This window comes from Spirillospora albida (assembly GCF_000718255.1).
GTDB classification, from domain to species: domain Bacteria; phylum Actinomycetota; class Actinomycetes; order Streptosporangiales; family Streptosporangiaceae; genus Spirillospora; species Spirillospora albida.
Genome location: NZ_JOFJ01000002.1, coordinates 330,953 through 356,419 on the forward strand (window position 1 = coordinate 330,953; position 25,467 = coordinate 356,419).

The following is a 25,467-nucleotide window of genomic DNA, read 5'->3' on the forward strand; positions in this document are numbered from 1 at the left end:
CATGGGTCTAGAGGAGAAACTCCCCAGCGGGTTCCTGCTGACCACGGTCGAGCAGCTCGCGGGCTGGGGCCGGAAGGCCTCGGTGTGGCCGGCGACGTTCGGCCTCGCCTGCTGCGCGATCGAGATGATGGCGTCGGGCGACCCCCGGCACGACTTCTCCCGGTGGGGGATGGAGCGCGCGTCCGCGACGCCGCGGCAGGCCGACCTGATGATCGTGGCCGGACGGGTGAGCCAGAAGATGGCGCCGGTCCTGCGGCAGATCTACGACCAGATGACCGAGCCGAAGTGGGTCATCGCGATGGGCGTGTGCGCGTCGTCCGGCGGCATGTTCAACAACTACGCGATCGTGCAGGGCGTGGACCACATCGTCCCGGTCGACATCTACCTGCCGGGCTGCCCGCCGCGGCCGGAGATGCTGCTCGACGCGATCGTCAAGCTGCACGACAAGATCCAGAACACCAAGCTCGGCGCGCAGCGCGTGAAGCAGATCCAGGAGCTGGAAGAGGCGAAGCGCCGCCAGCTGCCGCTGCTCGGACAGGGGGCGCAGCAGTGAGTTCGCAGAACCCCGAGCAGCAGGCCGAGCAGGCCGCCGACCGGCTGCCCGCGCACACCGAGGAGGAGCGGCGCGAGCAGCCCGTCGCCCGGATGGGGATGTTCGGCGCGAAGACGACCGGCGACACCTCCGGCTACGGCGGGCTCGTCGTCCGGCAGAGCCCGAAGGTGTCGGCGCCGCGCCCCTACGGCGGCCCCGGCGGGACGGCCGAGGCCGGCGAGTTCGACGACATCGCCGACGAGCTGGAGCGCGTCCTGCCCGACTTCGGCGACGCGGTCGAGCGGGTCGTCGTCCACCGGGGCGAGCTGACCTTCCACGTGAAGCGCGAGCGGCTGCTCGACGTCGCGAGGAAGATGCGGGACGAGCCGTCCCTGCGCTTCGAGATGTGCTCCGGCGTGTCCGGCGTCCACTACCCGAAGGACGAGGGCGCCGAGCTGCACTCGGTCGTCCACCTGTTGTCGATCACGCACAACCGGCGGGTCCGGCTCGAGGTGTCGTGCCCGGACGCCGACCCGCACATGCCGTCGCTCGTCCCGGTCTACCCGACGGCCGACTGGCACGAGCGGGAGACCTACGACTTCTTCGGGATCGTCTACGACGGCCATCCGGCGCTGACGCGGATCGAGATGCCCGACGACTGGGTCGGCCACCCGCAGCGCAAGGACTACCCCCTCGGCGGCATCCCCGTCGAGTACCGCGGAGCGGAGATCCCGCCGCCGGACGAGCGGAGGTCGTACGTATGACCAGCGCGAAGTACACGGAGTACGACGCCTACGCCGCCGAAGAGGCCGCGGAGGGGCGCGTCTACGACGTCAGCGGCCAGGACTGGGACCAGGTCGTGGCCGGGGCCGAGGAGTCCGGCGACGAGCGACTCGTCGTCAACATGGGCCCGCAGCACCCGTCGACGCACGGGGTGCTGCGACTGATCCTCACCCTCGACGGCGAGACGGTGAACGAGTGCCGGGTGGGCATCGGCTACCTGCACACCGGCATCGAGAAGAACATGGAGTTCCGCACCTGGGCGCAGGGCCCCACGTTCTGCACCCGGATGGACTACCTCGCCCCGTTCTTCAACGAGGCGACGTACTGCCTCGGTGTCGAGAAGCTCCTCGGCGTCACCGACCAGATCCCGGAGCGCGCCCAGATCATCCGCGTGATGATGATGGAGCTGAACCGGATCTCCTCGCATCTGGTCGCGATCGCCACGTTCGGGCTGGAGCTCGGCGCGACGACCGTGATGCTGAACGGCTTCATCGAGCGCGAGTACACCCTCGACCTGTTCGAGGAGGTCTCCGGCCTGCGGATGAACCACGCCTACATCCGGCCGGGCGGTGTCGCGCAGGACCTGCCGAGCGGCGCGCTCACCAAGATCCGCGACTACCTCGACCGCATGCCGAAGCGCATCCAGGCGCTCCGCAAGCTGATGGACGAGAACCCCGTCTACCTGGCGCGGACGAAGAACATCGCCTACCTCGACCTGACCGGCTGCATGGCGCTCGGCGTCACCGGGCCCGTCCTGCGCGCCACCGGGCTGCCGTGGGACCTGCGCAAGTCGCAGCCGTACTCCGGGTACGAGACCTACGACTTCGACGTCCCGACGCAGGACACCTGCGACGTGTACGGCCGCTACCTCGTCCGGATGGCCGAGATGGAGGAGTCCCTGAAGATCGTCGAGCAGTGCCTGGACCGGCTGCAGACGGTCAAGGGCCCCGTGATGATCGAGGACAAGAAGATCGGATGGCCGGCGCAGCTCGCGATCGGCGCGGACGGCATGGGCAACTCGCCCCGCCACATCGCGCACATCATGGGCACCTCCATGGAGGCGCTGATCCATCACTTCAAGCTGGTGACGGAGGGCTTCCGCGTCCCGGCGGGGCAGGCGTACGCGCCGGTCGAGTCGCCGCGCGGCGAGCTCGGCGCGCACGTGGTCAGCGACGGCGGGACGCGCCCGTACCGGGTGCACTTCCGGGAGCCGTCCTTCGTCAACCTGCAGGCGGCGCCCGCGATGGCGGAGGGCGGCATGATCGCCGACGTGATCGCCGCGGTCGCCAGCATCGACCCGGTCATGGGGGGAGTGGACCGATGACGTACGAACCCGAGGTCCGCGAACGGCTCGAACGCGACGCCAAGGAGATCATCGGACGGTATCCGCGGCCGCGGTCGGCGCTGCTGCCGATGCTCCACCTGGTGCAGTCGGTGGACGGGCACATCACGCAGGACGGCATCGAGTTCTGCGCCGAGACGCTCGGCATCACCCCGGCGCAGGTCACCGGCGTGTCGACGTTCTACTCGCAGTACAAGCGCGCGCCGATGGGCGAGTTCCACGTCGGCGTCTGCACGAACACGCTGTGCGCGATCATGGGCGGCGACCAGATCTGGGACGAGCTGACCGCGCACACCGGCGTCGGCCACGACGAGGCGATGCCGGACGGCAAGATCAGCCTGGAGCGGCTGGAGTGCAACGCGGCCTGCGACTTCGCGCCGGTGATGATGGTCAACTGGGAGTTCTTCGACAACATGACTCCCGAGAAGGCGAAGCGGCTGGTCGACGACCTGCGCGCCGGCAAGGACGTCGCGCCCTCGCGCGGCGCCGGATCGCTCTGCTCGTGGAAGCAGGCGGCGCGGGTGCTGGCCGGGTTCCCGGACGGGCGGGCGCACGAGGGCGTCCCGGCCGGACCGGAGTCGCTGCGCGGTCTGGAGCTCGCCAGGGAGCGCGGCTGGACGGCCCCGTCCCCCGACGAGGACCGCGAGCAGCCGCATGAGCCGGTGGGGGCGGGGGAGATCACCGATCCGCCGCCGAACGAGCCGGGCGAGCCGATCGGCGGCGATGTGAAGCCCGGCAGCCAGGAGGGGCGCAACCAGTGACGACACTGACACCGGTCCTCACGAGGAACTGGGACCAGGCCGACTCCTTCACCCGCGCGGGCTACGAGCGCGAGGGCGGGTACCGCGCGCTGCGCAAGGCGTTCACGATGGCGCCGGACGAGATCGTCCAGGCCGTCAAGGACTCGGGCCTGCGCGGTCGCGGCGGCGCGGGCTTCCCGACCGGCATGAAGTGGGGGTTCCTGCCTCCGAGCAGCCCGAACCCGCGCTACCTGGTCGTGAACGCGGACGAGTCCGAGCCGGGGACCTGCAAGGACATCCCGCTGATGCTGGCGAACCCGCACGTCCTCGTGGAGGGCGTCATCATCAGCTCCTACGCGATCAGGTCGAACCACGCGTTCATCTACATCCGGGGCGAGGTGCTCCACGTCATCCGGCGCGTCCAGCGGGCCGTGGAGGAGGCGTACGAGGCGGGCTACCTCGGCAAGGACATCCTCGGCTCCGGCTACGACCTGGACGTGGTCGTGCACAGCGGCGCCGGGGCCTACATCTGCGGCGAGGAGACGGCGCTGCTGGACTCCCTCGAGGGGTTCCGCGGTCAGCCCAGGCTCAAGCCCCCCTTCCCGGCGGTCGCGGGCCTGTACGGCGGGCCCACCGTCATCAACAACGTCGAGTCGATCTCGTCGGTTCCCTCGATCGTGGAGCACGGCGCCGACTGGTTCGCCTCGATGGGCACGGAGAAGTCCCAGGGCTACGGGATCTTCTCGCTGTCGGGGCACGTCACGAAGCCCGGCCAGTACGAGGCCCCGCTCGGCATCACGCTGCGGGAACTGCTCGACATGGCCGGCGGCGTCCGCGCCGGGCACCGGCTGAAGTTCTGGACGCCCGGCGGGTCGTCCACGCCGATCTTCACCGACGAGCACCTGGACGTCCCGCTGGACTTCGAGTCCGTCGGCGCGGCCGGGTCGATGCTCGGCACCCGGGCCCTGCAGATCTTCGACGAGACGACCTGCGTCGTCCGTGCGGTGCTGCGCTGGTCGGAGTTCTACGCGCACGAGTCGTGCGGCAAGTGCACGCCGTGCCGCGAGGGCACCTACTGGTACAAGCAGATGATGAAGCGGCTGGAGGCCGGCCAGGGCACCGAGGAGGACCTCGAGACCCTGCTGGACATCTCCGACAACATCCTCGGCCGTTCGTTCTGCGCGCTCGGCGACGGCGCCACGAGCCCCGTCGTGTCGTCCATCAAGCTGTTCCGGGACGAGTACCTGCGGCACTTCGAGCTGGGCCGCTGCCCGTTCGACCCCGCCAAGTCGACCCTCTGGGGAGGTGCCAAGTGACCGTCACCGACGACGAGGCGGCGGTCGAGAAGTCGGTCGAGATGGTGTCGTGCACCATCGACGGCTTCGAGATCGAGGTGCCGAAGGGCACGCTGATCATCCGGGCCGCGGAGCTGATCGGCATCCAGATCCCGCGGTTCTGCGAGCATCCGCTGCTCGACCCGGTCGGCGCGTGCCGGCAGTGCCTGGTGGAGATCCCGGACGCGGGCAACGGCCGCGGCATGCCGAAGCCGCAGGCGTCGTGCACCACCACGGTGATGCCGGGCATGGTCGTGAAGACGCAGCTCACCTCGCCGCAGGCCGACAAGGCCCAGCACGGCGTGATGGAGTTCCTGCTCATCAACCACCCGCTGGACTGCCCGATCTGCGACAAGGGCGGCGAGTGCCCGCTGCAGAACCAGGCGATGTCCAACGGGCGCGGCGAGACCCGCTTCCAGGAGAAGAAGCGGACGTGGCCGAAGCCGCTGCCGCTGTCCAGCCAGGTGCTGCTCGACCGGGAGCGGTGCATCCAGTGCACCCGCTGCACCCGGTTCTCCGAGCAGATCGCGGGCGACCCGTTCATCGAGCTGTTCGAGCGGGGCGCCAAGGAGGCGATCGGCACCGCGCAGGACCGGCCGTTCCAGTCCTACTTCTCCGGCAACACCGTGCAGATCTGCCCGGTGGGGGCGCTGACCGGCTCGGCGTACCGGTTCCGGTCGCGGCCGTTCGACCTGGTGTCGCGGCCGAGCGTCTGCGAGCACTGCGCGTCCGGCTGCGCGCTGCGCACCGACCACCGGCGCGGCAAGATCACCCGCCGGCTGGCCGGCGACGACCCGCAGGTCAACGAGGAGTGGAACTGCGACAAGGGCCGGTGGGCGTTCACCTACGGCACCCGGCCCGAGCGGTTCACGCACCCGCTGATCCGCGGCGAGGACGGCGAGCTGGAGCCGGCGTCGTGGCCGGAGGCGCTGACCGTCGCGGCGGCCGGGCTGGCCGCCGTGCGTGGCGCGGTCGGCGTGCTGCCCGGCGGGCGGCTCACGCTGGAGGACGCCTACGCGTACGCGAAGTTCGCGCGGACGGCGCTCGCCACCAACGACATCGACTTCCGCGCCCGGCCCCTGTCGCAGGAGGAGGCGGAGTTCCTCGCCTCGTCCGTCGCCGGGCGCTCCATCGAGGTCTCCTACACCGATCTGGAGAGCGCGCCGGTGGTGCTGCTCGCCGGGTTCGAGCCGGAGGAGGAGTCGCCGATCGTCTTCCTGCGGCTCCGCAAGGCGTTCCGCAAGAACGGGCTGAAGGTGTACTCGGTCGCGCCGTTCGCGACGCGGGGGCTGGCGAAGACCGGCGGGACGCTGCTGCCGGCGCTGCCGGGCGCCGAGGCGGAGGTGCTCGGCTCGCTGATCGGCGACGCCGCGCGCGCGGACGTCCGGACGCTGCTGGAGTCCCCCGGTGCCGTGATCATGGTGGGCGAGCGGCTCGCGACCAGCCCCGGCGCGCTGTCGGCGGTCGTCCGGCTCGCGCAGGTCACCGGCGCCCGGCTCGCCTGGGTGCCGCGCCGGGCCGGTGAGCGCGGCGCGATCGAGGCCGGGGCGCTGCCCGGCCTGCTGCCGATCGGCCGCCCGGTCGCCGACCCGCAGGCGCGGGCCGACGTCGCCCGGACGTGGGGCGTCGCGGAGATCCCCGCGACGCCTGGGCTCGACACGGCCGGCATCCTCGCGGCCGCCGAGGCGAACCGGATCGGCGCGCTGCTCATCGGCGGTGTCGACCCCTACGACCTGCCCGATCCGGGCGCCGTACTGCGGGCGCTCGACGCGACCCCGTTCATCGTCAGCCTGGAGCAGCGGCCGAGCGCCGTCACCGACCGGGCCGACGTGATCCTGCCGGTCGCGACCGTCCCTGAGAAGGCCGGCACGTTCGTCGACTGGGAGGGCCGCGGCCGTCCGTTCGAGGTCGTGCTGAAGTCCGCGGGCCGCATGTCTGACCTGCGGGTGCTGGACGCCCTCGCGAACGAGATGGACGTCCACCTCGGCCTGCCCGGCCCGGAGGCGGCGCGCCGCGAGCTCACCGAGCTCGGCGCGCACCGGGGCGAGCGGCCGGACGCGCCGAACGTCCCGCAGGCGGTCGCGCCGCACCCCGGCAAGGGAGAGGCGCTCGTCGCCACCTGGCGGATGCTGCTCGACCGGGGCCGGATGCAGGACGGCGAGCCGTTCCTGGCCGGCACCGCGAAGCCCGCCGTCGCGCGGCTGTCGCCCGCGACGGCCGCGGAGATCGGAGCGAAGGCCGGCGGGACGGTGACCGTCTCCGCCGGACGGAGAGCCGTCACGCTCCCGCTGGAGCTCACCCCCGACCTGCCCGACCGGGTGGTGTGGCTGCCGACGAACTCGGCCGGCTGCGCGCTCCACCACGATCTGGGCGTCACGGCGGGGGCCGTCGTCAAGGTCGCGACCGCACCGGACGCCACGGTCGCGGCCGAGCCCGCAGGAGGCACCGAATGAGCCCGCTCGCGGCCGCCCCGGCCGCCGATCCCACCTTGCAGGACTTCGGCAAGGACCCGTGGTGGCTGATCGGCGGCAAGGTCCTCGTCATCTTCGTCTTCCTCGTCCTCACCGTGCTGATCTCGATGTGGGTCGAGCGGCGCGTGATCGGGCGGATGCAGCTGCGCGTCGGCCCGAACCGGCACGGCCCCTTCGGGCTGCTGCAGGGCCTCGCGGACGGTGTGAAGCTGGCGCTGAAGGAGGACATCGTCCCCCGCCAGGTGGACAAGGTGGTGTTCGTCCTCGCGCCGATCCTGTCGGCGGTCCCGGCGTTCATCTCGTTCATCATCATCCCGTTCGGGCCGAACGTGTCGGTGTTCGGGCACCAGACGGCGCTGCAGGGCACCGACCTGCCCGTCGCCGTGCTGCTCGTGCTCGCGATGTCGTCGATCGGCGTGTACGGGATCGTGCTGGCCGGCTGGTCGTCGATGTCGCCCTACTCGCTGCTCGGCGGGCTCCGCTCGTCCGCCCAGGTGATCTCCTACGAGATCGCGATGGGGCTGTCGTTCGTCGCGGTGTTCCTGTTCGCCGGGTCGATGTCCACCTCGGACATCGTCGCGGCGCAGCACGACACCTGGTTCGCGGTGCTGCTGTTCCCGTCCTTCGTCGTCTACGTGATCACGATGATGGGCGAGTCGAACCGCATCCCGTTCGACCTCCCCGAGGGTGAGGGCGAGCTGGTCGGCGGCTTCCACACCGAGTACTCGTCGCTGAAGTTCGCGATGTTCTTCCTCGCCGAGTACATCAACCTCGCGACGCTGTCGGCGCTCGCCACCACGCTGTTCCTCGGTGGCTGGCGCGCCCCCGCCCCGATCTCCACGGTGTGGGCGGGCGCGAACAGCGGCTGGTGGCCGGTGCTGTGGTTCATGGTGAAGCTCTGGCTGTTCATCTTCTTCTTCATCTGGCTGCGGGGCTCGCTGCCGCGCGTCCGCTACGACCAGCTGATGAAGCTCGGCTGGAAGATCCTCATGCCGTTCTCGCTCGGCTGGATCCTGCTCGTCGCGGCGATCCGGGCTTTCAAGAACGAGGGCTACGACATGCAGCAGATCACGATCGTCACGGTCGTGGTCGCGGCGGCGATCCTCGGCGGCACGATCCTGTGGGAGATGCTCCGCGGCGGCGAGGGCGAGGAGGGCGCGGCGGCCGAGGCCGGCGCCGCACCGGCCGACCCGTTCGCGGGCGGGTTCCCGGTGCCGCCGCTGGACGCCCCGCACTACCACGGCCGCACCGCGGGCACCGGTGCCCGGGCGGCCACGATCGGAACGCGTTCCGAGGAGGTCACCCGTGGGACTCACTGATTTCCTGAACCCGGTCAAGGGGTTCGGGGTCTCGTTCCACCAGATGTTCATGAAGAGCGAGACCGTCCAGTACCCCGAGGTGAAGAAGCCGACCGCCCCGCGCTTCCACGGCCGGCACCAGCTGAACCGGTGGCCGGACGGACTGGAGAAGTGCATCGGGTGCGAGCTGTGCGCCTGGGCGTGCCCCGCCGACGCCATCTACGTCGAGGGTGCCGACAACACCGCCGACGAGCGGTACTCGCCGGGTGAGCGGTACGGCCGCGTCTACCAGATCAACTATCTGCGGTGCATCCTCTGCGGGCTCTGCATCGAGGCGTGCCCGACCCGGGCGCTCACGATGACGAACGAGTACGAACTCGCCGACGACAGCCGGGAGAGCCTCATCTACACCAAGGACATGCTGCTCGCGCCGCTGCGCGACGGCATGGAGGCGCCGCCGCACGAGATGCGGCTCGGCGACACCGAGGAGGACTACTACCGTCTCGGCCTCCAGCCCGAGGCGGACGCTCCGGCCATCCCGGACGAGGCCGGCGGCCGGTCGAGCATCGACGAGGCGAAGCGCCGCGAGCGCTCGCAGAAGGGCGGTGACCGCACGTGAGCACCGCCCACCTGCTCGCCGGGCAGGTCGCCGACAAGCAGTCCGGCGAGCCGTTCTTCTTCTGGCTGCTCGCCGCCGTGTCCGTCTGCGCCGCGCTCGGCATGATCTTCATGCGGCGGGCGGTGCACTCGGCGCTGCTGCTCGCCACCGTGATGCTGTCGCTCGCCGCGCTGTACGCCGTCCAGGACGCGCCGTTCCTCGCGTTCGTCCAGGTCATCGTGTACACCGGCGCGGTCCTGATGCTGTTCCTGTTCGTCCTGATGCTGGTCGGCGTCAGCTCGACCGACTCGCTGGTGGAGACGATCCGGGGCCAGCGGTTCTGGGCGATCGTCGCATCGCTCGGCTTCATCGTCCTGCTGGCCGCCGGGCTCGGGAACGCCGCGCTCGGCGACTCCGCCGGGCTCCGCGACGCGAACGCCGAGGGCAACGTCATCGGCCTCGCCCGGCTGCTGTTCAAGGACTACGTGTTCGCGTTCGAGGCGACCAGCGCGCTGCTGATCACCGCGGCGCTGGGCGCGATGGTGCTGGCGCACCGCGAGCGGACCGAGCCGAAGCCGACGCAGAAGGACCTGTCGGTCGGCCGGTTCCGCAGCGGCGAGCACCCGGGGCCGCTGCCCGGCCCCGGCACCTACGCCCGGCACAACGCCGTCGACATGCCCGCGCTGCTGCCGGACGGGACGCCGTCCGAGCTGTCGGTCAACCCGGTCATCGCGGCCCGCACCGACACCGCGTCCCGCCATGCCGACCTGCACGGCGAGACCGAGCGGGACGCCGTCGCGGCCGACATCGCCGCGGTCAAGGCGATCAGCGAGGAGGCCAAGGGCGCGGACGCCGAGTCCCGCGCCGTCATCGCCGGCACCCCGGCCGCCGGGGGCACCGGCGGCGCGGGCGGCGCCGGCACCGGCAGTGAAGGCGAGGCTGGTTCATGAGTCCCGGGCACTACCTGGCGCTCTCCGCGATCCTGTTCACGATCGGGGCGCTCGGCGTCCTCGTCCGCCGCAACGCCATCGTGGTGTTCATGTGCATCGAGCTGATGCTGAACGCGACCAACCTCGCGTTCGTGTCGTTCTCCCGCATGCACGGCAACCTCGACGGGCAGATCATCGCGTTCTTCGTGATGGTCGTCGCCGCCGCCGAGGTCGTGGTGGGCCTGGCCATCATCATGACCATCTTCCGGACCCGCAGGTCCTCGTCGGTCGACGACGTGAACCTGCTGAAGTACTGAGAGGGCGGGGATGAAAGCGGAAGGCATCCAGGCCGCGTCCTGGCTCCTCGTCGCGCTCCCGCTCGCCGGTGCCGCGATCCTCCTGATCGGGGGGAAGCGCACCGACAAGTGGGGTCACCTGCTCGGCGTCGCCATGTCGGTGGCGTCGTTCGGCGTGGGCGCGGCGATGTTCGTCCAGATGCTCGGATACGGCGCCGAGGAGCGGCGCCGCACCGTGCACCTGTGGGACTTCATCGACGTCGGCTCCTTCACGGTCGGCATGGACCTCCTGGTGGACCCGCTGTCCATCAGCTTCGTCCTGCTGATCACCGGGGTCGGATCGCTGATCCACATCTACTCGATCGGCTACATGTCGCACGACCCGGACCGGCGCAGGTTCTTCGCGTACCTGAACCTGTTCGTCGCGGCGATGCTGCTGCTGGTCCTCGGGGGCAACTACCTGATCCTTTTCCTCGGCTGGGAGGGCGTCGGTCTCGCGTCCTACCTGCTGATCGGGTTCTGGCAGCACAAGCCGACCGCCGCCACCGCGGCGAAGAAGGCGTTCGTCGTCAACCGCGTCGGAGACATCGGGCTCGTCCTCGCGATCTCGCTGATGTTCGCGACGTTCGGGTCGATCGGCTTCGACCAGGTCCTCGGCGAGGGCGCCGAGCACGCCGGGCTCGCGTCGCAGCTCAGCACCGGCACCGCGACCGCGATCGGGCTGCTGCTCCTGCTCGGCGCGTGCGGCAAGTCGGCGCAGCTGCCGCTGCAGTCCTGGCTGCTGGACGCGATGGAGGGCCCGACCCCCGTGTCGGCGCTGATCCACGCGGCGACGATGGTGACCGCGGGCGTGTACCTGATCGTCCGGTCCGCGCCCATCTTCGAGATGTCCGACACCGCGCAGCTCGTCGTGACGATCGTCGGCGCGGCCACGCTGCTCGCCGGTGCGATCATCGGTTGCGGCAAGGACGACATCAAGAAGGCGCTCGCCGGTTCGACGATGTCGCAGATCGGCTACATGCACCTCGCGGCGGGGCTCGGCAGGACCGGGTACGTGTTCGCGATCGCGCACCTCATCGCGCACGGCTTCTTCAAGGCCGGCCTGTTCCTCGGCGCCGGCTCGGTCATGCACGGCATGAACGACGACGTGAACATGCGCCGGTTCGGCGGCGTCCGCGGCTTCATGATGATCACCTATGCGACCTTCGGGCTCGGCTACCTCGCGATCATCGGCTTCCCGTTCCTGTCCGGCTGGTTCACCAAGGACGGGATCATCGAGGCCGCGTACGCGAAGGAGGGCACGTCCGGGATCATCCTCGGGTCGTGCGCGCTGATCGGCGCGGGCATCACCGCCTACTACATGTCGCGGGTCATGTTCATGACGTTCTTCGGCGAGAAGCGGTGGGCGGACGACGTCCACCCGCACGAGTCGCCGAAGGTCATGACGGTCCCGCTGATGGTGCTGGCGATCGGCTCGGTCTTCGCGGGCGGCTTCCTCGTCCTCGGCGGCTTCGCCGAGTTCCTCGAACCCGTCGTCGGCAAGCCCGAGCACGAGCACCACTTCGCGTGGCTCACCGCGCCCGGCGCCGCGACGTTCGTCCTGATGCTAATCGGCGCCGGGATCGCCTGGCGGCAGTACGGCGCCCGGCCGGTGCCGCGCGAGCAGCCCGCCGGATCGTTCCTCACCGTCGCGGCCCGCAAGGACCTCTACGGCGACGCGCTCAACGAGTCGCTGCTGATGCGGCCCGGCCAGTGGCTGACCCGCCTCGCGGTCTGGTTCGACGGACGCGGCGTCGACGGCGCCGTGAACGGCGTCGCCGCGGGCATCGGCGGAACGTCCGGCCGGATCCGGCGCATCCAGACCGGATTCGCCAGGTCCTACGCCCTCTCAATGGTCTTCGGCGCGGCGGTCATCGTCGCGGCGCTCCTGGTGGTGAATGTGGCATGAGCGACTTTCCCTGGCTGAGCGTCCTCATCGCGCTGCCGCTGGTGGGCGCCGCCCTCGTGGCGCTGCTGCCGCGGGAGCGGGAGGCGCTCGTCAAGCAGTTCGCGCTGCTCGTCTCCGTCGTCGTCGGCGTCCTCACCGTGGTGATGGCGGCGAACTTCGACACGGGCGGCGCGCGGTTCCAGTTCGAAGAGAAGTACTGGTGGATCAAGGAGTTCGGGGTCCACTGGGCGGTCGGCGTCGACGGCATCGCGCTGACGCTGATCCTGCTGTCGGTGATCCTCGTCCCGCTGGTCATCCTGGCGTCCTGGACGGAGGCCGACCGCTCCGGCGGTACCGACGTTCCCGCCAAGCGGTCCGCGAAGACGTACTTCGCGCTGCTGCTGGCGCTGGAAGCGGCCATGATCGGCGTCTTCGCGGCGACCGACGTGTTCCTGTTCTACGTCTTCTTCGAGGCGATGCTCGTCCCGGTGTACTTCATCATCGGGTACTTCGGCGGGCCGCAGCGGTCCTACGCCGCCGTGAAGTTCCTGCTGTACTCGCTGTTCGGCGGGCTGCTCATGCTGGTCGCCGTCCTCTGGCTGTACCCGCTGTCGGCCAAGTCGCCCGCAGAGGGCGGCGTCGGGCACGGCACGTTCCTGTTCAGCGAGCTGACGCAGCTCACCATCGACCCGACCACCGCCAAATGGCTGTTCCTCGGCTTCTTCATCGCGTTCGCGATCAAGGCGCCGATGGTGCCCGTGCACACCTGGCTGCCGGACGCCGCGCAGCAGTCCCCGACGGGCGCGCTCGTCCTCATCGTCGGTGTGCTCGACAAGGTCGGCACCTACGGAATGCTGCGGTTCTGCCTGGAGCTGTTCCCCGGCGCCGCCAAGTGGGCGACCCCGGTCGTCCTCGCGTTCGCCGTGCTCAGCATCATCTACGGCGCGGTCCTCGCGATCGGCCAGGTCGACATGAAGCGCCTCATCGCCTACACGTCGGTGTCGCACTTCGGCTTCATCGTCCTCGGCATCTTCGCGATGACGTCGCAGGCCCAGTCCGGCGCCGCGCTCTACATGATCAACCACGGCTTCTCCACCGGCGCGCTGTTCCTCATCGTCGGGTTCCTCATCGTCCGGCGGCGGTCGGCGCGGATCCACGACTACGGCGGCGTGCAGAAGGCCGCGCCCGTCCTCGCCGGGATGTTCCTCATCGCCGGCCTGTCCGGGCTGTCGCTGCCCGGCCTGTCGACGTTCGTGTCCGAGTTCCTCGTCATCGTCGGGACGTTCAGCGCCCACCGGTGGGCCGCGATCCTCGCGGTCAGCGGCATCGTCCTCGCCGCCATCTACATCCTGTGGATGTACCAGCGGACGATGGGCGGCCCCAAGGTTCCCGCCGTGGAGGGCATGCAGGACCTCACCGCCCGGGAGAAATGGGCCGTCGCCCCGATCATCGCGATCATCGTGGCGATGGGCTTCTTCCCCCAGCCGGTGCTCGAGGTGATCAACCCGTCGGTCAAGGAGACCCTCGTCCGGGTCGACCAGCGTGACCCGGCGCCGAAGGTCACCGGCAATGTCGCCGAGAACGGAGCCCGTCCATGACCAGTCACGTGAGCGCCGCCCTCGCGCCGGGCGGTGACATCCCGGCGCCGCACATCGAGTACGGGCAGATCATGCCGATCCTGCTCGTCCTCGGCGTCGCCGTCGCCGGGGTGCTCGTCGAGGCGTTCGTCGGCCGGACCTGGCGGTACACCGTCCAGGTGCCGCTGGCGTTCCTCGGCCTCGCGGGCGGCTTCGCCTGGACGATCGTCCTCGGCCTGCGGGACGAGACGCACGCCGTCGCCGCCGAGGGCGCCCTCGGCGTCGACGGACCCACCCTGTTCCTGCAGGGCACCATCCTCATCCTCGCGCTCGTCAGCCTGCTGCTGATCGCGGATCGCGGGACCGGGTCCTTCGCCGCGCAGGCCGCCGCGCTGCCCGGCAGCGAGGCGGAGCAGCGGACCACCGCCGCCGGGATCATCCAGACCGAGGTCTTCCCGCTGCTGATGTTCGCCGTCGGCGGCATGCTGATCTTCCCCGCGTCCAACGACCTGCTCACGATGTTCGTCGGGCTCGAGGTCATGTCGCTGCCGCTGTACCTGCTGTGCGGGCTCGCGCGCCGGCGGCGCCTCCTGTCCCAGGAGGCCGCCGTCAAGTACTTCCTGCTCGGCTCGTTCTCGTCCGCGTTCTTCCTCTACGGGATCGCGCTGCTGTACGGGTACGCCGGTTCGGTGAAGCTCGGCGACATCGCCGCAGAGGCCGGCCGGGACGCGGGCAGCGAGACGCTGCTGCTCGGCGGGATCGCGCTGCTGGCCCTCGGGCTGCTGTTCAAGCTCGGCGCCGTCCCGTTCCACATGTGGAAGCCGGACGTGTACCAGGGCGCCCCCACCCCGATCACGGCGCTGATGGCGTCCTGCACCCTCGTGTCCGCGTTCGGCGCGATGCTGCGGGTCTTCTTCGTCGCGTTCGAGAACCTGACGTGGGAGTGGCGGCCCGCGATGTGGGGTGTGTCGATCATCACAATGATCGCCGGCGCGGTCATCGCGATCACGCAGACCGACATCAAGCGGATGCTGGCCTACTCGTCGATCGCGCACGCGGGCTTCCTGCTCACCGGTGTGATCGCCACCTCCCGCGAGGGCCTGTCCAGCACCCTGTTCTACCTCGCCGCGTACGGCTTCACCACGGTCGGCGCGTTCGCCGTCGTCACCACGGTCCGGGACGCGGGCGGCGAGGCCGGGCACCTGTCCCGCTGGGCGGGGCTCGGCAAGCGGTCCCCGCTCATCGCCGGCGTGTTCGCCTTCTTCCTGCTGGCCTTCGCCGGGATCCCGCTGACCAGCGGCTTCACCGGCAAGTTCGCGGTGTTCAAGGCGGCCGTCGAGGCGGACGCCACGCCGCTCGTCGTCGTCGGCGTCATCTCCTCGGCCATCGCGGCGTTCTTCTACGTCCGCGTGATCGTCGTGATGTTCTTCAGCGAGCCGGAGGCCGACGGGCCCACCGTCGTCGTCAGCCCGGCGACCGCGGCTGCCGTCGTGCTCGGCCTGGCGGCTACTGTTGTCCTCGGTGTGCTCCCCCAGCCGGTGCTGGACCTCGCGGGGCATGCCGCAACGCAGATGTTCGTCCGGTAGGGGGTCTTGGGTGAGTAGCGCTTTCGCTGAGGAGTCGGGTGGGACGGGCCCGTTCGGCCTCCCCATCGACGCGGCCCTCGCGGCCGACGTGAAAGAGCGCCTCGCGTCCGTCGAGGCGCGGCTCCTCGAGTCCGTCCGCGGCGACGATCCGCTGCTCGCCCAGGCCTCCAAGCACCTCGTCGAAGCGGGCGGCAAGCGGTTCCGGCCCACGCTGGTGCTGCTCGCCGCCCAGTTCGGCGACCCGGCCGCGCCCGGTGTGGTGCCCGCCGGCGTCGTCGTGGAGCTGACCCACCTCGGCAGCCTCTACCACGACGACGTCATGGACGAGGCGACCGTCCGCCGCGGCCAGGAGTCCGCGAACGCGCGCTGGACGAACACCGTCGCGATCCTCACCGGCGACTACCTGTTCGCCCGCGCGTCCGACATCCTCGCCGACCTCGGCCCGGAGTCGGTCCGCGTCCAGGCCCGCGCGTTCGCGCGGCTCGTCCGCGGCCAGATCCAGGAGACCGTCGGCCCCGCCGACGCCGACCCGCTCAAGCACTACCTGCAGGTCGTCGCGGACAAGACCGGGTCGCTCATCGCCGTCTCCGGCCAGCTCGGCGCGATGCTCGCGGGCGCCCCGCCGCACGTCACCGACACCATCACGTCCGCGTGCGAGAAGATCGGTGTCGCCTTCCAGCTCTCGGACGACATCCTCGACATCGACTCGAACGCGGAGCAGTCCGGCAAGACGCCGGGCACCGACCTGCGCGAGGGCATCCGGACCCTCCCGATGCACCACGTCCTCGCGGGCGTGGGCTCCGGCCCGGACGACGCCCGCCTGCGCGAACTCCTCGTCCAGGACCTCACGGACGACGCCCTGCACGCCGAGGCCCTGGCCCTCCTGCGCGGCCACCCGGCCATGGAGCGCGCCCGCGCCGACCTCCGCCGCTGGGCCGAGGACGCGCGCGGCGAACTCCTCACCCTCCCCGACATCCCCGCGCGGGCCGCCTTCACCGGCCTCTGCGACTACGTGGTGTCGCGCACGGGCTAGCTCCGCACGCGATCGCGGCACCGGGGCCCGCGACGGTGGACGCCGCGGACCCCCGGTGCGTCACGCGTTCTGCGGCTCGGGGTCCACCAGTCCGCGCGACTTCATCGCGTGGATCACGAGGTCGATGAGGACCTCCTTGCAGGACTCCAGGTTGCGGGCGTCGCAGAGCATGACGGGGACCTTGGGACCCAGGTTGAGGGCCATCTGGATCTCCGCCAGGTCGTACTTCTGGGAGCCCTCGAAGCAGTTCACCGCCACGACGAACGGGGTGTTGCGCCGCTCGAAGTAGTCGACGGACGGGAAGCAGTCCGACAGGCGGCGGGTGTCGGCCAGGACGACGGCGCCGAGGGCGCCGAGCGAGACCTCGTCCCACATGAACCAGAAGCGTTCCTGGCCAGGGGTGCCGAACAGGTACAGGACGTACTCGTTCCGCATGGTGATGCGGCCGAAGTCCATGGCGACGGTCGTGGTCGTCTTGGCCTCCACGCCGGAGATGTCGTCGACGCCGACGCTCTCGTCGGTGAGGAGCTCCTCGGTGCGGAGCGGCGCCGTCTCGGAGACCGTCCCGACCATGGTCGTCTTGCCCACCCCGAACCCGCCCGCGATCACGATCTTGACCGCGGTGGGGAGCCGGCGGGCCCGGTCAGAGCGCCCGGAGACCATCGATCACCGCCTTGTAGAGCCTGATGTCGTGCATGTCCGCCTCGGGTTCGGGCTCCTGCATCGAGACGAACCCCTTGTCGAGAAGGTCGCCGAGCAGGACCCGGACGGTCGCGACCGGCAGGTTGAGGTGGCCGGTGAGCTCCGCCACCGACAACACCGCCTGGCACAGCCGCATGATCTCGAGGTGCTCGGGGCCCAGCCCGATCGCGCCCTCCGGTTCCGGGCCGACCGCGACGACCAGGGTGATCAGGTCGAACTTGCCGCGGGTCGGCTCGATCCGGCCGCTCGTCATCACGTACGGCCGGACCATGGGGCCGGCGTGGTCGTCCAGCAGCCGGTCCATGGGCGTGAGCTCGTCCGATCTCTGTTCCAGCGGGGTGCGGTCCTCGGGGGGCATCATGCCGAGCGCCCCTCCGCCTCGGCGCGGGCGGGCGAGGTGAGGTGGTGGCCCATGGCGGTGACCAGCATCGCCATCTCGTAGGCGATCAGGCCGACATCGGCGTCCTCCTCCGCGAGGACCGCCAGGCACGCACCCTTGCCGGCCACCGTGACCAGCAGGAACGCCGACTGCATCTCGATGATCGTCTGGCGGACGGGGCCGCCGCCGAAGCGGACGCCGGCGCCCTTGGCCAGGCTCTGGATCCCGGCGGAGACGGCGGCGAGGTGCTCGCCGTCGTCCTGGGTCACGCCCTCGGAGGAGGCCATGAGCAGGCCGTCCGCGGAGAGCACGACCGCGCTGCGGGCGTGGGGGAGCCGGTGGACCAGGTCGTCCAGCAGCCATCCCAGGTCAGATGACGAACCGGCCTTCTGCATCACGCGTCGTCCTCGCCTTCTACCGCCGGCGCGCCTTGCGCCTCGGCCGCCTCGGTGCGGCCCCGGCGGGTGCCGCGCTGGTACGCCCCCATGATCCGCTGGATCTCCTCGGGCGACCGCCCCGGGTCGTCCGGCTCGTCGGCCGCCTCCACGACGACGGGCTCGTCGGTGCGGAGCGGTTCGGCGAGGTTCGCCTGCGGAACCCGGACCGGCAGGCCGGACGGGGTCGTGGATGTGTCGGGCACGGGTGGCTGGTCCTCCGGCTGGATCGGTTCGGAACGCCCCCCGTCCGCGGGTTCGGGGGCCGGCTGAGCGCCGGGACGGTCGCCGATGGCGTGGGAGCGGCGTTCCGTCGCGGGGACGCCGCCGTCCTGCCGCGGGGGCGGGACGGCGCGGTGGTCGGCCTGGAGCACGGTGGGCTCCACCGTGGCCGGCGCGGGGGCGGCGGGCTCGGGCGCCTCGAGCGCGGGAGGCGGCACCGCGACCAGCGCGGGCTGCGCCGGGACGGACTGGGCCGGGACGGACTGCGCGTGCGGCCCGCTGCCGTGGCCCGCGGTCATGGTGGTCGGCTGCCGGACGGCCAGGCCGCCCGGCGTGGTGGTGCCCGCGGCCACGGGGACGGGCCCGTCCTGCGGCCGCGCCTCCACGATCAGGTCGCGGGGGACGACGACGACGGCGGTGGTGCCGCCGTACGCGGACCGCTTCAGCTGCACGTGCAGCCCGTACCGCTCGGCGAGCTTGCTGACCACGAACAGGCCGAGCTGGACGGAGCTCTGCAGGTTGAAGTCGGGCGGGTCGGCGATCCGCTCGTTGATCTCGGCGAGCTTCTCGTCGGTCATGCCGAGCCCGCGGTCCTCGATGTCGATGGCGAAGCCGCTCGCGACCATGTGCCCGCCGACCTGCACGACCGTGTCCGGCGGGGAGAACGTCACGGCGTTCTCGATCAGCTCGGCGAGCAGGTGGGTGACGTCGCCGACCGCGCGGCCGGCGAGCTCGACCGGCCCGAACGGCAGGACGGTGACCCGGGTGTAGTCCTCGACCTCGCCGACCGCGGCGCGGACGACGTCGACCATCGGGACGGAGTTGCGCCATCCGCGGGCGGGGAGGGCGCCGGACAGGACGATGAGGTTCTCGGCGTTGCGCCGCATGCGGGTCGCGAGGTGGTCGAGCTTGAACAGCTCTTCGAGGTCCTTGGTCTCGATGTCGCGGCGGCGCTCCATCACGTCCAGCATCGTGAGCTGCCGGTGCACGAGGGTCTGCGTGCGGCGCGCCAGGCTGAGCAGGACGTCGCGGATGCCGCGGCGCAGCTCGGCCTGCTCGACGGCGGTCCGGATCGCGGTCTCCTGGACGGCGTTGAACGCGCGGCCCACCTGCCCGATCTCGTCGTTGCCGAACCGGAGCGGCGGCGCCTCGACGGCCACGTCGACCTTCTCGCCGTGGCCGAGCCGCTCGACGACGCCGGGCAGCCGCTGCTCGGCGAGCTCCCAGGCGGCGCCGCGGAGCCGTTCGAGCTGCCTGACCAGGGCGCGCGCGGTGGTGATCGACACGACGATGGACGCGATGACCGCGAGGAGTCCGAGGCCGCCGGCGAGCAGCAGCCGGACGATGACGCCGATCGCGATGGGGGTGGCGCGCTCGACCAGCCGGTCGCCGGACGCCTGGATCTGCTCGCGCATCTCGGCGACGGCGGGCTCGGCGGCGGCGGTCCACTGCTCGGCGGTCACGCCGGGCCGCAGGGCGCGGCCGGGACGGCTCGGGCGCGCCTGCATGACCTGGTCCTCCAGGGCCCGGATGGTGGCGAGCCGCGGGCTCTTGATAAGCCCGTCGTGGAGGAGCCGGTCGGAGTCTCGATAGTTGAGAAGCGAGCGGGCGAGGTCGCTGCGCCGGGCACCGACGAGCTGGGTGAAGGCGACCTGTTCCGCCTGGGTGAGGCGTCCGGCGGTGAGGGCGCCGACGAGCATCGCGTCTTCCTGGGAGAGGAGTTCCCACTCGCGGTTGATCTCCAGGATGGTCCGGGTATCGCGGGCGAAATCCTTGTCGTCCAGCGTGGCGAGCGAATCGTAGACGCGGAAAATGGACTCGATGACCTCGGAATACCCGGCCGCGATCCTGTTGCGGTCCGTGGCGCCCGCGTCGACCGACCGCCGGTAGGACTCCAGGCCCTTGAGGCGGTCGAGCTCCTCGTCGATCCGCCGCTCGAGCACGTCGCCGGCGAACCGGCCGACGCTGCCGCCGCGGGCCAGCCGGACGACTTCGGCACGGGCCTTGTTCGTCCGGGCCCGCTGGGCGTTCAGCGCGCTCCGCGTCGCCGGGCCGGGCCGCGCCATCTGCACCATGCTCAGCCGTCGCTCCTTCTGGAGCTCGGCGAGGAGCGGGTCGGTCGGCTCGGCGAGCGCCGTGTCGAGGGTGCTGACGGTGAGCAGGTTGACGCCCTCCCGCAGCGTGACCCAGGCCGCGAAAACCCAGAGTGCGGTCAGCGAGAGCAACAGCGCCGTGATCTTGGTTCGCAGGCGCGAGTTGCGGAAGCGCATTACCATCGCCCCAACAATATGTGGATTGGCCCGTCACCGCTTCCGGATCGGAAAATGCGGGTCACGGGCGGGTGGTGTCATGGGTTCGCAGGGGCGACCGTGTCGCCGTTCCATACGGCGTAGAACACTAGCAACACCGCCATATCCCCTCAACCTAAACGCAACCGCAGGCCGATTTCTTCGCATTTGAAGGGATGTCCGGTACGTATCCGTGTGGCGAAATTCACCTTACGGAAACGCGACGTTCCACTCACTGAGATGCAGCGCCGCGAGCACCGCCGCCCGGACGATCGCGGACGGCCGGTAGAGGTCCTTGTCATGCCACAGCGCCGGCTCGTCCGCCGCGCCGGCCGCGCCGCTGGTCAGTGACCGGATCAGCGCCGGACGCGCGCGCTCGACCGCCGCCGCCGCGCCCGGCGCGAATGACCCCCCGGTCAACATCAGCAGTTGGACCGCGTACGCCGTCTCCTCCGGGGTGCCCGCCCAGCGGCCCCACGAGCCGTCCGGCCGCTGCGAGCCGAGCACCCAGCGGCGCGCCGCCGCGACCGCCTCCGCCGACTCCCGCCCGCCGAACTTCGCGAGCGCGATCGCCGTGCACGCCGTGGCGTAATGCGGGGACGCGTGCCATCGATCGGCCCAGCTCCCGTCCGTCCGCTGCTGCCCGCGCAGCCAGCCCGCCACCTTCGCGGCCGTCGCGGCGTACCGCCCGGCCGCTTCGTCGCCGGGATCGGCGGTCACCAGAAATTGGCCGAATGCCTCAAGAACATGCGCGTTCGTCGTGATCGACGCACCGTCCTCGCCCTGCCAGGTGCAGAAGTGCGTGTCCAGCTCGTACAGGTACAGCGGATCGGGGCGGCGCGGCGCGTCCAGGAGCGCCAGCGCGTACAGGGCGCCCGCCGTGGTGTCGGCGTCCGCGGGCAGTCCGGCCGCGGCCGGGGTGCCCGCCGGGCCGAGCGGCGCGGTCAGGCTCAGCACCAGCTGCGGCGGCACGGTGACCGGGACGCCCGCGCGCCGCAGCCACGCCAGCACCCATCCCCGCTCGAACACCGTCAGCGGGAATCCGCAGGGCACCGGGCCGCCGTGCTGCGCGACCACCGTCTCCAGGTACCAGCGCGCCGGGTCGCCCGACTCGTCCGGTCCCTGCAGGCCGAGCCACGCCGCGGCCGCCGCCGGAGCGGCGCCGATCGTCCCGGTGTCCTCGGGGGACAGCTGCGGCAGCCCCGCCGCCTCCGGGCCGAGGACCTCCAGAGCGTGCAGCAGCTTCTGCGGCGGCTCCGCGCCCGACCCGAGCAGCGCCCGGACGAGCTGGAGCTTCGCCGTGTCCATGCCGTGCGGCGGGATCAGCCGGTGGCCCGCCCACGCGTCCAGACCCGGGACGGCCCGCTCCCGGAGCCGGTCCAGCGACGCGTTGATCCCGTCGATCAGCGCCGGCGTGATCAGCTCGATCGCCGGCAGGTCGGGCAGGTCGAGGACGGGCGCGGACGGCCCGCACATGTGCGCGGTGACGGCCCGGAGCGCCGCGTCCGCCGCCCGCACCAGCGGTGCCGCCGCGCCGGGGAGCGTTCCCGCCGGGCCGGTGAGGACGGACAGCAGCGCGTCCGCCGCGCTCAGCGTAGGGACGAGCGCGTACCCGTGGTCGGGAGCGCCCCACGTCCCGTCCGGGTGCTGCCGCTCCAGGAGGTAGGCGACCCGCTCGGCGTGCCCGCTGAGCCACGGGGTGAGCGACACCAGCCGGCCGGTCTCGTACACCGAGGGGGAGACCTGCCCCCACGGATGCGCGACCAGACCGGCGATCAGTTCGTGCGCCGCGGCCGCGATGTCCACCGCCGGGGAGCCGGTGCGCCGCTCGCCGTGTGCGGACCTGGAGCCGCGCGGAGCCGAGACGTGGTGTGCGGAAGGAGGAAGGGTCTCCGTCAGCGGACGGTCGTCGATGCTCACAGCGTGCCCCAGAAGTCGGTTACCCCATAGAAGCCCGTGCAGAAGTCCATCTGGCGTTCCATGTAGTCGGCGAGATCCGGCGCGGTGGGCCGGACGTCCGCGAGCAGCAGGCGCGCCTCCCCGGTGAGCGCCGCGACGCGCTCCTCGACCTGACGGGGAGTGCGGTCCAGCATCAGGGCGTTGAGGTCGCCCCACTGCTTGTCCCGCTCGTACGTCCCGATGTCGTTCAGGAGGCGGATGACCCGCTGGACGGCCCAGCTCGCCTCCCGCACGGCGGACACGTCCCCGTGCCCTCCGGACGCGATCCAGTGCGAGGCGAAAACGACCGAGAAGCCGAGGTTGTCGGCGTTCGCCAGATACCGCTCGAAGGTCGGCGCGCCGCCGCCGTTCTTCAGCGCCGCATTCCAGTCCCATTCGAGGGCCATGGCGTCGAGCATGCGCCGGAACTCGTCCAGCCAGGCGTCGCGGAGGGCGGGGAAGGCGGGCATGGCCGCGAGTTCGTCCCGGACATCGGCGAGGAACCGGCTGAGATCAGCGTTCCCGCCGCTCCCGTCCCCGCCTTCGGCGATGGCGGCGCACCCCCGGACGAGCGCGGTGACCTCCGCCCGGGACGCGGCCTTGTAGTCGATCAGCCAGTCGAGGCCGAAGCACCACAGGCACATCCGGTTGGCCATCCGCAGGTCCGCGGCGGTGCGGCCGGGACCGCTGAACGCCGCCGCGAGCGCGAGCGTGCTGAACAGCGCCGGGTCGAACGCGTCCGACCCGTACAGGCCCGGGTACTCGGCGGCCCACGACCGCATCTGGCGCTGCGACTGGCCCGCCACGGCGCAGATCGTCCCCGATTCCAGTGCCGCGGTCGGGACGGTATGCGGAGGTTCCGCGGGACGCTCGGACGTCGCCGCGGTCATGACGCCGGCTCGCCGTCGATCGGCTTCAGGACGAGGTGCAGCGGCTGGTTCGGGCGCAGGGTCGCGCCGATCCGGGCCTGCACCGGACCGTCCGTCGGCAGGAGGGAAGGGGTGTAGCGGCTCAGGATGCTGGTCAGGATGAGCTCCGCCTCCATGTTGAAGACGTGCCGTCCGATGCACTGATGAGGACCCCCGCCGAACGGGTAGTAGCCGTAGCGGTGATGGGCGCGGACCCGCTCCGGGCCGAACCGCTCCGGATCGAACTCCAGCGGGTTCTCCCACACCGACTCCAGCCGGTGGGTGAGGAACGGGCTGACGAGGACGGTCTGCCCCGCCTTCACCTTCACCCCGCCGATGCCGGTGTCCTTCAACGCGATGCGCGGGAAGATCCACCCGACCGGGTACATGCGCAGGAGCTCCTGGACGACCTGCTTCACGTACGGCAGTTCGCGGAGGTGCTCGGGCTTGACGTCGTCCGTCCCGACGACCCGCCGGATCTCCTCCTGGAGCCGCCCCGCGACCTCGGGCCGGCTCTCCAGCATGGGCCAGATCCAGGTCAGCGCGACCGTCGTCGTCTCGGTGCTGGTCGCCCACATGGCGAGCAGGTTGCTGCGCACCCACTCGTCGCCGAGCCCGCTGCCCTCGGTCATCCGCGCCTTGCAGAGCGCGGTGAAGATGTCGTAGCCCTCGCCCGCGTCGTACCGGAACCGGTCGACGAGCTCGTAGAGCGTCTCGTCCATCACCTTCAGCCCGTCCGCGAACGCGGCGTCGCCGGGCAGCGGGATCGAGCGCGGGACGAACGGCAGCAGGAAGCGGAACGCGATCGAGGTGGCGAGCTGCTCCATGGCGGGGATCATCCGGTCGGCCTCCGCCTGCCGGATCTTGTCGCCGAACAGCACCTTGATGACGGTCTCGTGGACGATCCGCCCCATCTCCGGCAGCACCTCGATGGGGGTGCCGTTCCGGGCCGGCTCGTCCAGCTGCACCACCGCGGCGTTGATCGCCCGCGCCATGGCGTCGCTGAGCGACCGGATCGTGCGGGTCGAGAACACCGGCTGCAGGATGCGCTTGCTGCGCTCCCATTCCTCGTACTCGGACATGATGCTGTCGCCGAAGAGGCTGTTGAGCGGACGCCAGAACGTGCCGTCCCGGACGAAGTTCTCCGACTCCCCGCGCAGGACCTGCTGGACGTGGTCCGGATGGGTGACCAGGAAGGGACGTGATGCGCCGAGGTCGATCCGCGCCACCTCGCCGCCGGCCTCGGTGCTGATGCGCTCCAGCTCCCGCAACGGGTCGCGCACGAACCGCGCGACCGTGCGGTGGAGCGGAAAGTTCCTGGCCTTCCGTACCGGAAAGCCGCCGACGTCAACCGACATTCTCGACTGCCCCTCGATGTGAAGTTGAAGGCGATCCGGGCCCGTCTGGGGGCCGCCGGGCAGGGTGGGTCGACGGCGCGTCAGATGGGCGATTGGTGGTCTCTGTCCGCGTCTATGAGCCTTGGGTGATTTGTAGCGTTAAGTGGGAGTATCACATGATCATTTAACGCCTTCAAGGGTCGAGCGGGCAGCAGAGTATGGCCGTTATGAGTGACCTCGATCACTTGATGAACGGCTTGTCTCATTTGTCGAGATGTCCTGACTGGATCGCCCCAGGTGGCGGACAGGTCAGGTCAACTCAGTCAGGAGGGAGGTAGCAGAGCGGACACAGAGGGTGTATGTCCGAGAAAAGGCCGGAATTCGCTATTCAGCGTCGGACAGGATGGCCTGCCACGCGAATCCACCGGACACACGGAACTCCCCGACCACCTCGCGGCCGCCGCACGTGGCCGTGATCGGATGGGTGCCGGCCTCCGCGGTGCGGCGCACGACCGCGACCCCGCCGCCCTTTCGCAGCGTCACCGGCAGGACGAACACCCGCGAGGCCACCCGTCCACCGCGCGGGCACCCCGGCACCGCGACCTCGACCCGCTGCCCCGGCCGCGCAACCCCGGGACGCACCGCGATCCCCTCGTCCTCGACCGTCTTCGCGCCCGCCGTCGCCAGGCCCGTCACGGGGGCCGCGAACCCGGCCGCGACCAGGGCCGTTCCCAACACCGCAACGCTGAGCAGACGCAACAGGAGGCTCCTTCGGGCCGGAATGTGACGTCCGGCACTTTAGTGCCTGCGGCC

22 protein-coding genes are annotated in these 25,467 nt (G+C 71.0%); 14 read left to right on the top strand and 8 right to left on the bottom strand.

Annotation, left to right across the window (positions count from 1 at the left end):
* The first annotated feature begins 1 nt into the window (after position 1).
* From IE99_RS0104140 to IE99_RS0104205, 14 genes are read left to right on the top strand one after another with little or no spacing between them, the layout of a single operon-like run.
* Positions 2-553 (top strand): NuoB/complex I 20 kDa subunit family protein, encoded by a 552-nt coding sequence (locus IE99_RS0104140; protein WP_030163826.1) that lies wholly within the window; start codon positions 2-4, stop codon positions 551-553.
* Positions 550-1,296, top strand: coding sequence for an NADH-quinone oxidoreductase subunit C (locus IE99_RS0104145; protein ID WP_030163828.1), 747 nt, complete (start codon positions 550-552; stop codon positions 1,294-1,296). The genes IE99_RS0104140 and IE99_RS0104145 overlap by 4 nt, the downstream gene beginning before the upstream one ends.
* On the top strand, positions 1,293-2,639 hold the full coding sequence (locus IE99_RS0104150) for an NADH-quinone oxidoreductase subunit D (protein ID WP_030163829.1): 1,347 nt from the start codon (positions 1,293-1,295) through the stop codon (positions 2,637-2,639). The genes IE99_RS0104145 and IE99_RS0104150 overlap by 4 nt, the downstream gene beginning before the upstream one ends.
* Positions 2,636-3,418, top strand: coding sequence for an NADH-quinone oxidoreductase subunit NuoE (nuoE, locus tag IE99_RS28805; protein WP_051711941.1), 783 nt, complete (start codon positions 2,636-2,638; stop codon positions 3,416-3,418). The genes IE99_RS0104150 and nuoE overlap by 4 nt, the downstream gene beginning before the upstream one ends.
* Entirely contained in the window at positions 3,415-4,713 is a 1,299-nt protein-coding gene (nuoF, locus tag IE99_RS0104160; protein ID WP_030163834.1) for an NADH-quinone oxidoreductase subunit NuoF, read from the top strand. Before nuoE ends, nuoF begins: the two co-directional genes overlap by 4 nt.
* Positions 4,710-7,184: an NADH-quinone oxidoreductase subunit G gene (locus IE99_RS0104165; RefSeq protein WP_084219265.1), complete on the top strand. Its 2,475-nt coding sequence runs from the start codon at positions 4,710-4,712 to the stop codon at positions 7,182-7,184. Before nuoF ends, IE99_RS0104165 begins: the two co-directional genes overlap by 4 nt.
* Positions 7,181-8,521, top strand: coding sequence for an NADH-quinone oxidoreductase subunit NuoH (gene nuoH, locus IE99_RS0104170; RefSeq protein WP_030163838.1), 1,341 nt, complete (start codon positions 7,181-7,183; stop codon positions 8,519-8,521). The genes IE99_RS0104165 and nuoH overlap by 4 nt, the downstream gene beginning before the upstream one ends.
* A 43-nt stretch (positions 8,522-8,564) precedes the next feature.
* Entirely contained in the window at positions 8,565-9,119 is a 555-nt protein-coding gene (gene nuoI, locus IE99_RS0104175) for an NADH-quinone oxidoreductase subunit NuoI (RefSeq protein ID WP_245623057.1), read from the top strand.
* On the top strand, positions 9,116-10,048 hold the full coding sequence (locus tag IE99_RS0104180) for an NADH-quinone oxidoreductase subunit J (protein ID WP_051711943.1): 933 nt from the start codon (positions 9,116-9,118) through the stop codon (positions 10,046-10,048). The genes nuoI and IE99_RS0104180 overlap by 4 nt, the downstream gene beginning before the upstream one ends.
* The gene (nuoK, locus tag IE99_RS0104185) at positions 10,045-10,344 is read left to right on the top strand and encodes an NADH-quinone oxidoreductase subunit NuoK (protein ID WP_030163843.1); all 300 of its coding nucleotides are present in this window, start codon (positions 10,045-10,047) and stop codon (positions 10,342-10,344) included. The genes IE99_RS0104180 and nuoK overlap by 4 nt, the downstream gene beginning before the upstream one ends.
* Before the next feature lie 10 nt (positions 10,345-10,354).
* Entirely contained in the window at positions 10,355-12,271 is a 1,917-nt protein-coding gene (gene nuoL, locus IE99_RS0104190; RefSeq protein WP_030163845.1) for an NADH-quinone oxidoreductase subunit L, read from the top strand.
* Positions 12,268-13,848 (top strand): NADH-quinone oxidoreductase subunit M, encoded by a 1,581-nt coding sequence (locus tag IE99_RS0104195; RefSeq protein ID WP_030163848.1) that lies wholly within the window; start codon positions 12,268-12,270, stop codon positions 13,846-13,848. Before nuoL ends, IE99_RS0104195 begins: the two co-directional genes overlap by 4 nt.
* The gene (gene nuoN / locus IE99_RS0104200; protein ID WP_030163850.1) at positions 13,845-15,413 is read left to right on the top strand and encodes an NADH-quinone oxidoreductase subunit NuoN; all 1,569 of its coding nucleotides are present in this window, start codon (positions 13,845-13,847) and stop codon (positions 15,411-15,413) included. Before IE99_RS0104195 ends, nuoN begins: the two co-directional genes overlap by 4 nt.
* A 10-nt stretch (positions 15,414-15,423) precedes the next feature.
* The gene (locus tag IE99_RS0104205; RefSeq protein ID WP_051711945.1) at positions 15,424-16,446 is read left to right on the top strand and encodes a polyprenyl synthetase family protein; all 1,023 of its coding nucleotides are present in this window, start codon (positions 15,424-15,426) and stop codon (positions 16,444-16,446) included.
* Between the two features lie 60 nt (positions 16,447-16,506).
* On the opposite strand, the gene IE99_RS0104210 is transcribed toward IE99_RS0104205, so the two are convergent.
* The 8 genes from IE99_RS0104210 to IE99_RS0104245 form a co-directional block, all read right to left on the bottom strand.
* Positions 16,507-17,109 carry a GTP-binding protein gene (locus IE99_RS0104210; protein ID WP_030163854.1) on the bottom strand — a complete coding sequence of 201 codons (603 nt, stop codon included), beginning with the start codon at positions 17,107-17,109 and terminating at the stop codon, positions 16,507-16,509.
* Positions 17,090-17,509, bottom strand: a complete 420-nt coding sequence (locus IE99_RS0104215; RefSeq protein ID WP_084219267.1) for a DUF742 domain-containing protein — start codon at positions 17,507-17,509, stop codon at positions 17,090-17,092. The genes IE99_RS0104210 and IE99_RS0104215 overlap by 20 nt, the downstream gene beginning before the upstream one ends.
* The gene (locus IE99_RS0104220; protein ID WP_211258727.1) at positions 17,506-17,922 is read right to left on the bottom strand and encodes a roadblock/LC7 domain-containing protein; all 417 of its coding nucleotides are present in this window, start codon (positions 17,920-17,922) and stop codon (positions 17,506-17,508) included. Before IE99_RS0104220 ends, IE99_RS0104215 begins: the two co-directional genes overlap by 4 nt.
* A complete protein-coding gene (locus tag IE99_RS0104225; RefSeq protein WP_245623049.1) occupies positions 17,922-20,459 on the bottom strand; it encodes a nitrate- and nitrite sensing domain-containing protein in 2,538 nt (845 codons plus the stop codon). The genes IE99_RS0104220 and IE99_RS0104225 overlap by 1 nt, the downstream gene beginning before the upstream one ends.
* Before the next feature lie 222 nt (positions 20,460-20,681).
* Positions 20,682-22,391: a prenyltransferase/squalene oxidase repeat-containing protein gene (locus tag IE99_RS0104230; protein ID WP_245623050.1), complete on the bottom strand. Its 1,710-nt coding sequence runs from the start codon at positions 22,389-22,391 to the stop codon at positions 20,682-20,684.
* A complete protein-coding gene (locus IE99_RS0104235) occupies positions 22,388-23,215 on the bottom strand; it encodes a terpene synthase family protein (RefSeq protein WP_245623051.1) in 828 nt (275 codons plus the stop codon). The genes IE99_RS0104230 and IE99_RS0104235 overlap by 4 nt, the downstream gene beginning before the upstream one ends.
* 80 nt (positions 23,216-23,295) lie before the next feature.
* Positions 23,296-24,675, bottom strand: coding sequence for a cytochrome P450 (locus IE99_RS0104240; protein WP_051711950.1), 1,380 nt, complete (start codon positions 24,673-24,675; stop codon positions 23,296-23,298).
* A gap of 363 nt (positions 24,676-25,038) precedes the next feature.
* Positions 25,039-25,413 carry a hypothetical protein gene (locus IE99_RS0104245; RefSeq protein WP_157610033.1) on the bottom strand — a complete coding sequence of 125 codons (375 nt, stop codon included), beginning with the start codon at positions 25,411-25,413 and terminating at the stop codon, positions 25,039-25,041.
* Positions 25,414-25,467 lie beyond the last annotated feature (54 nt).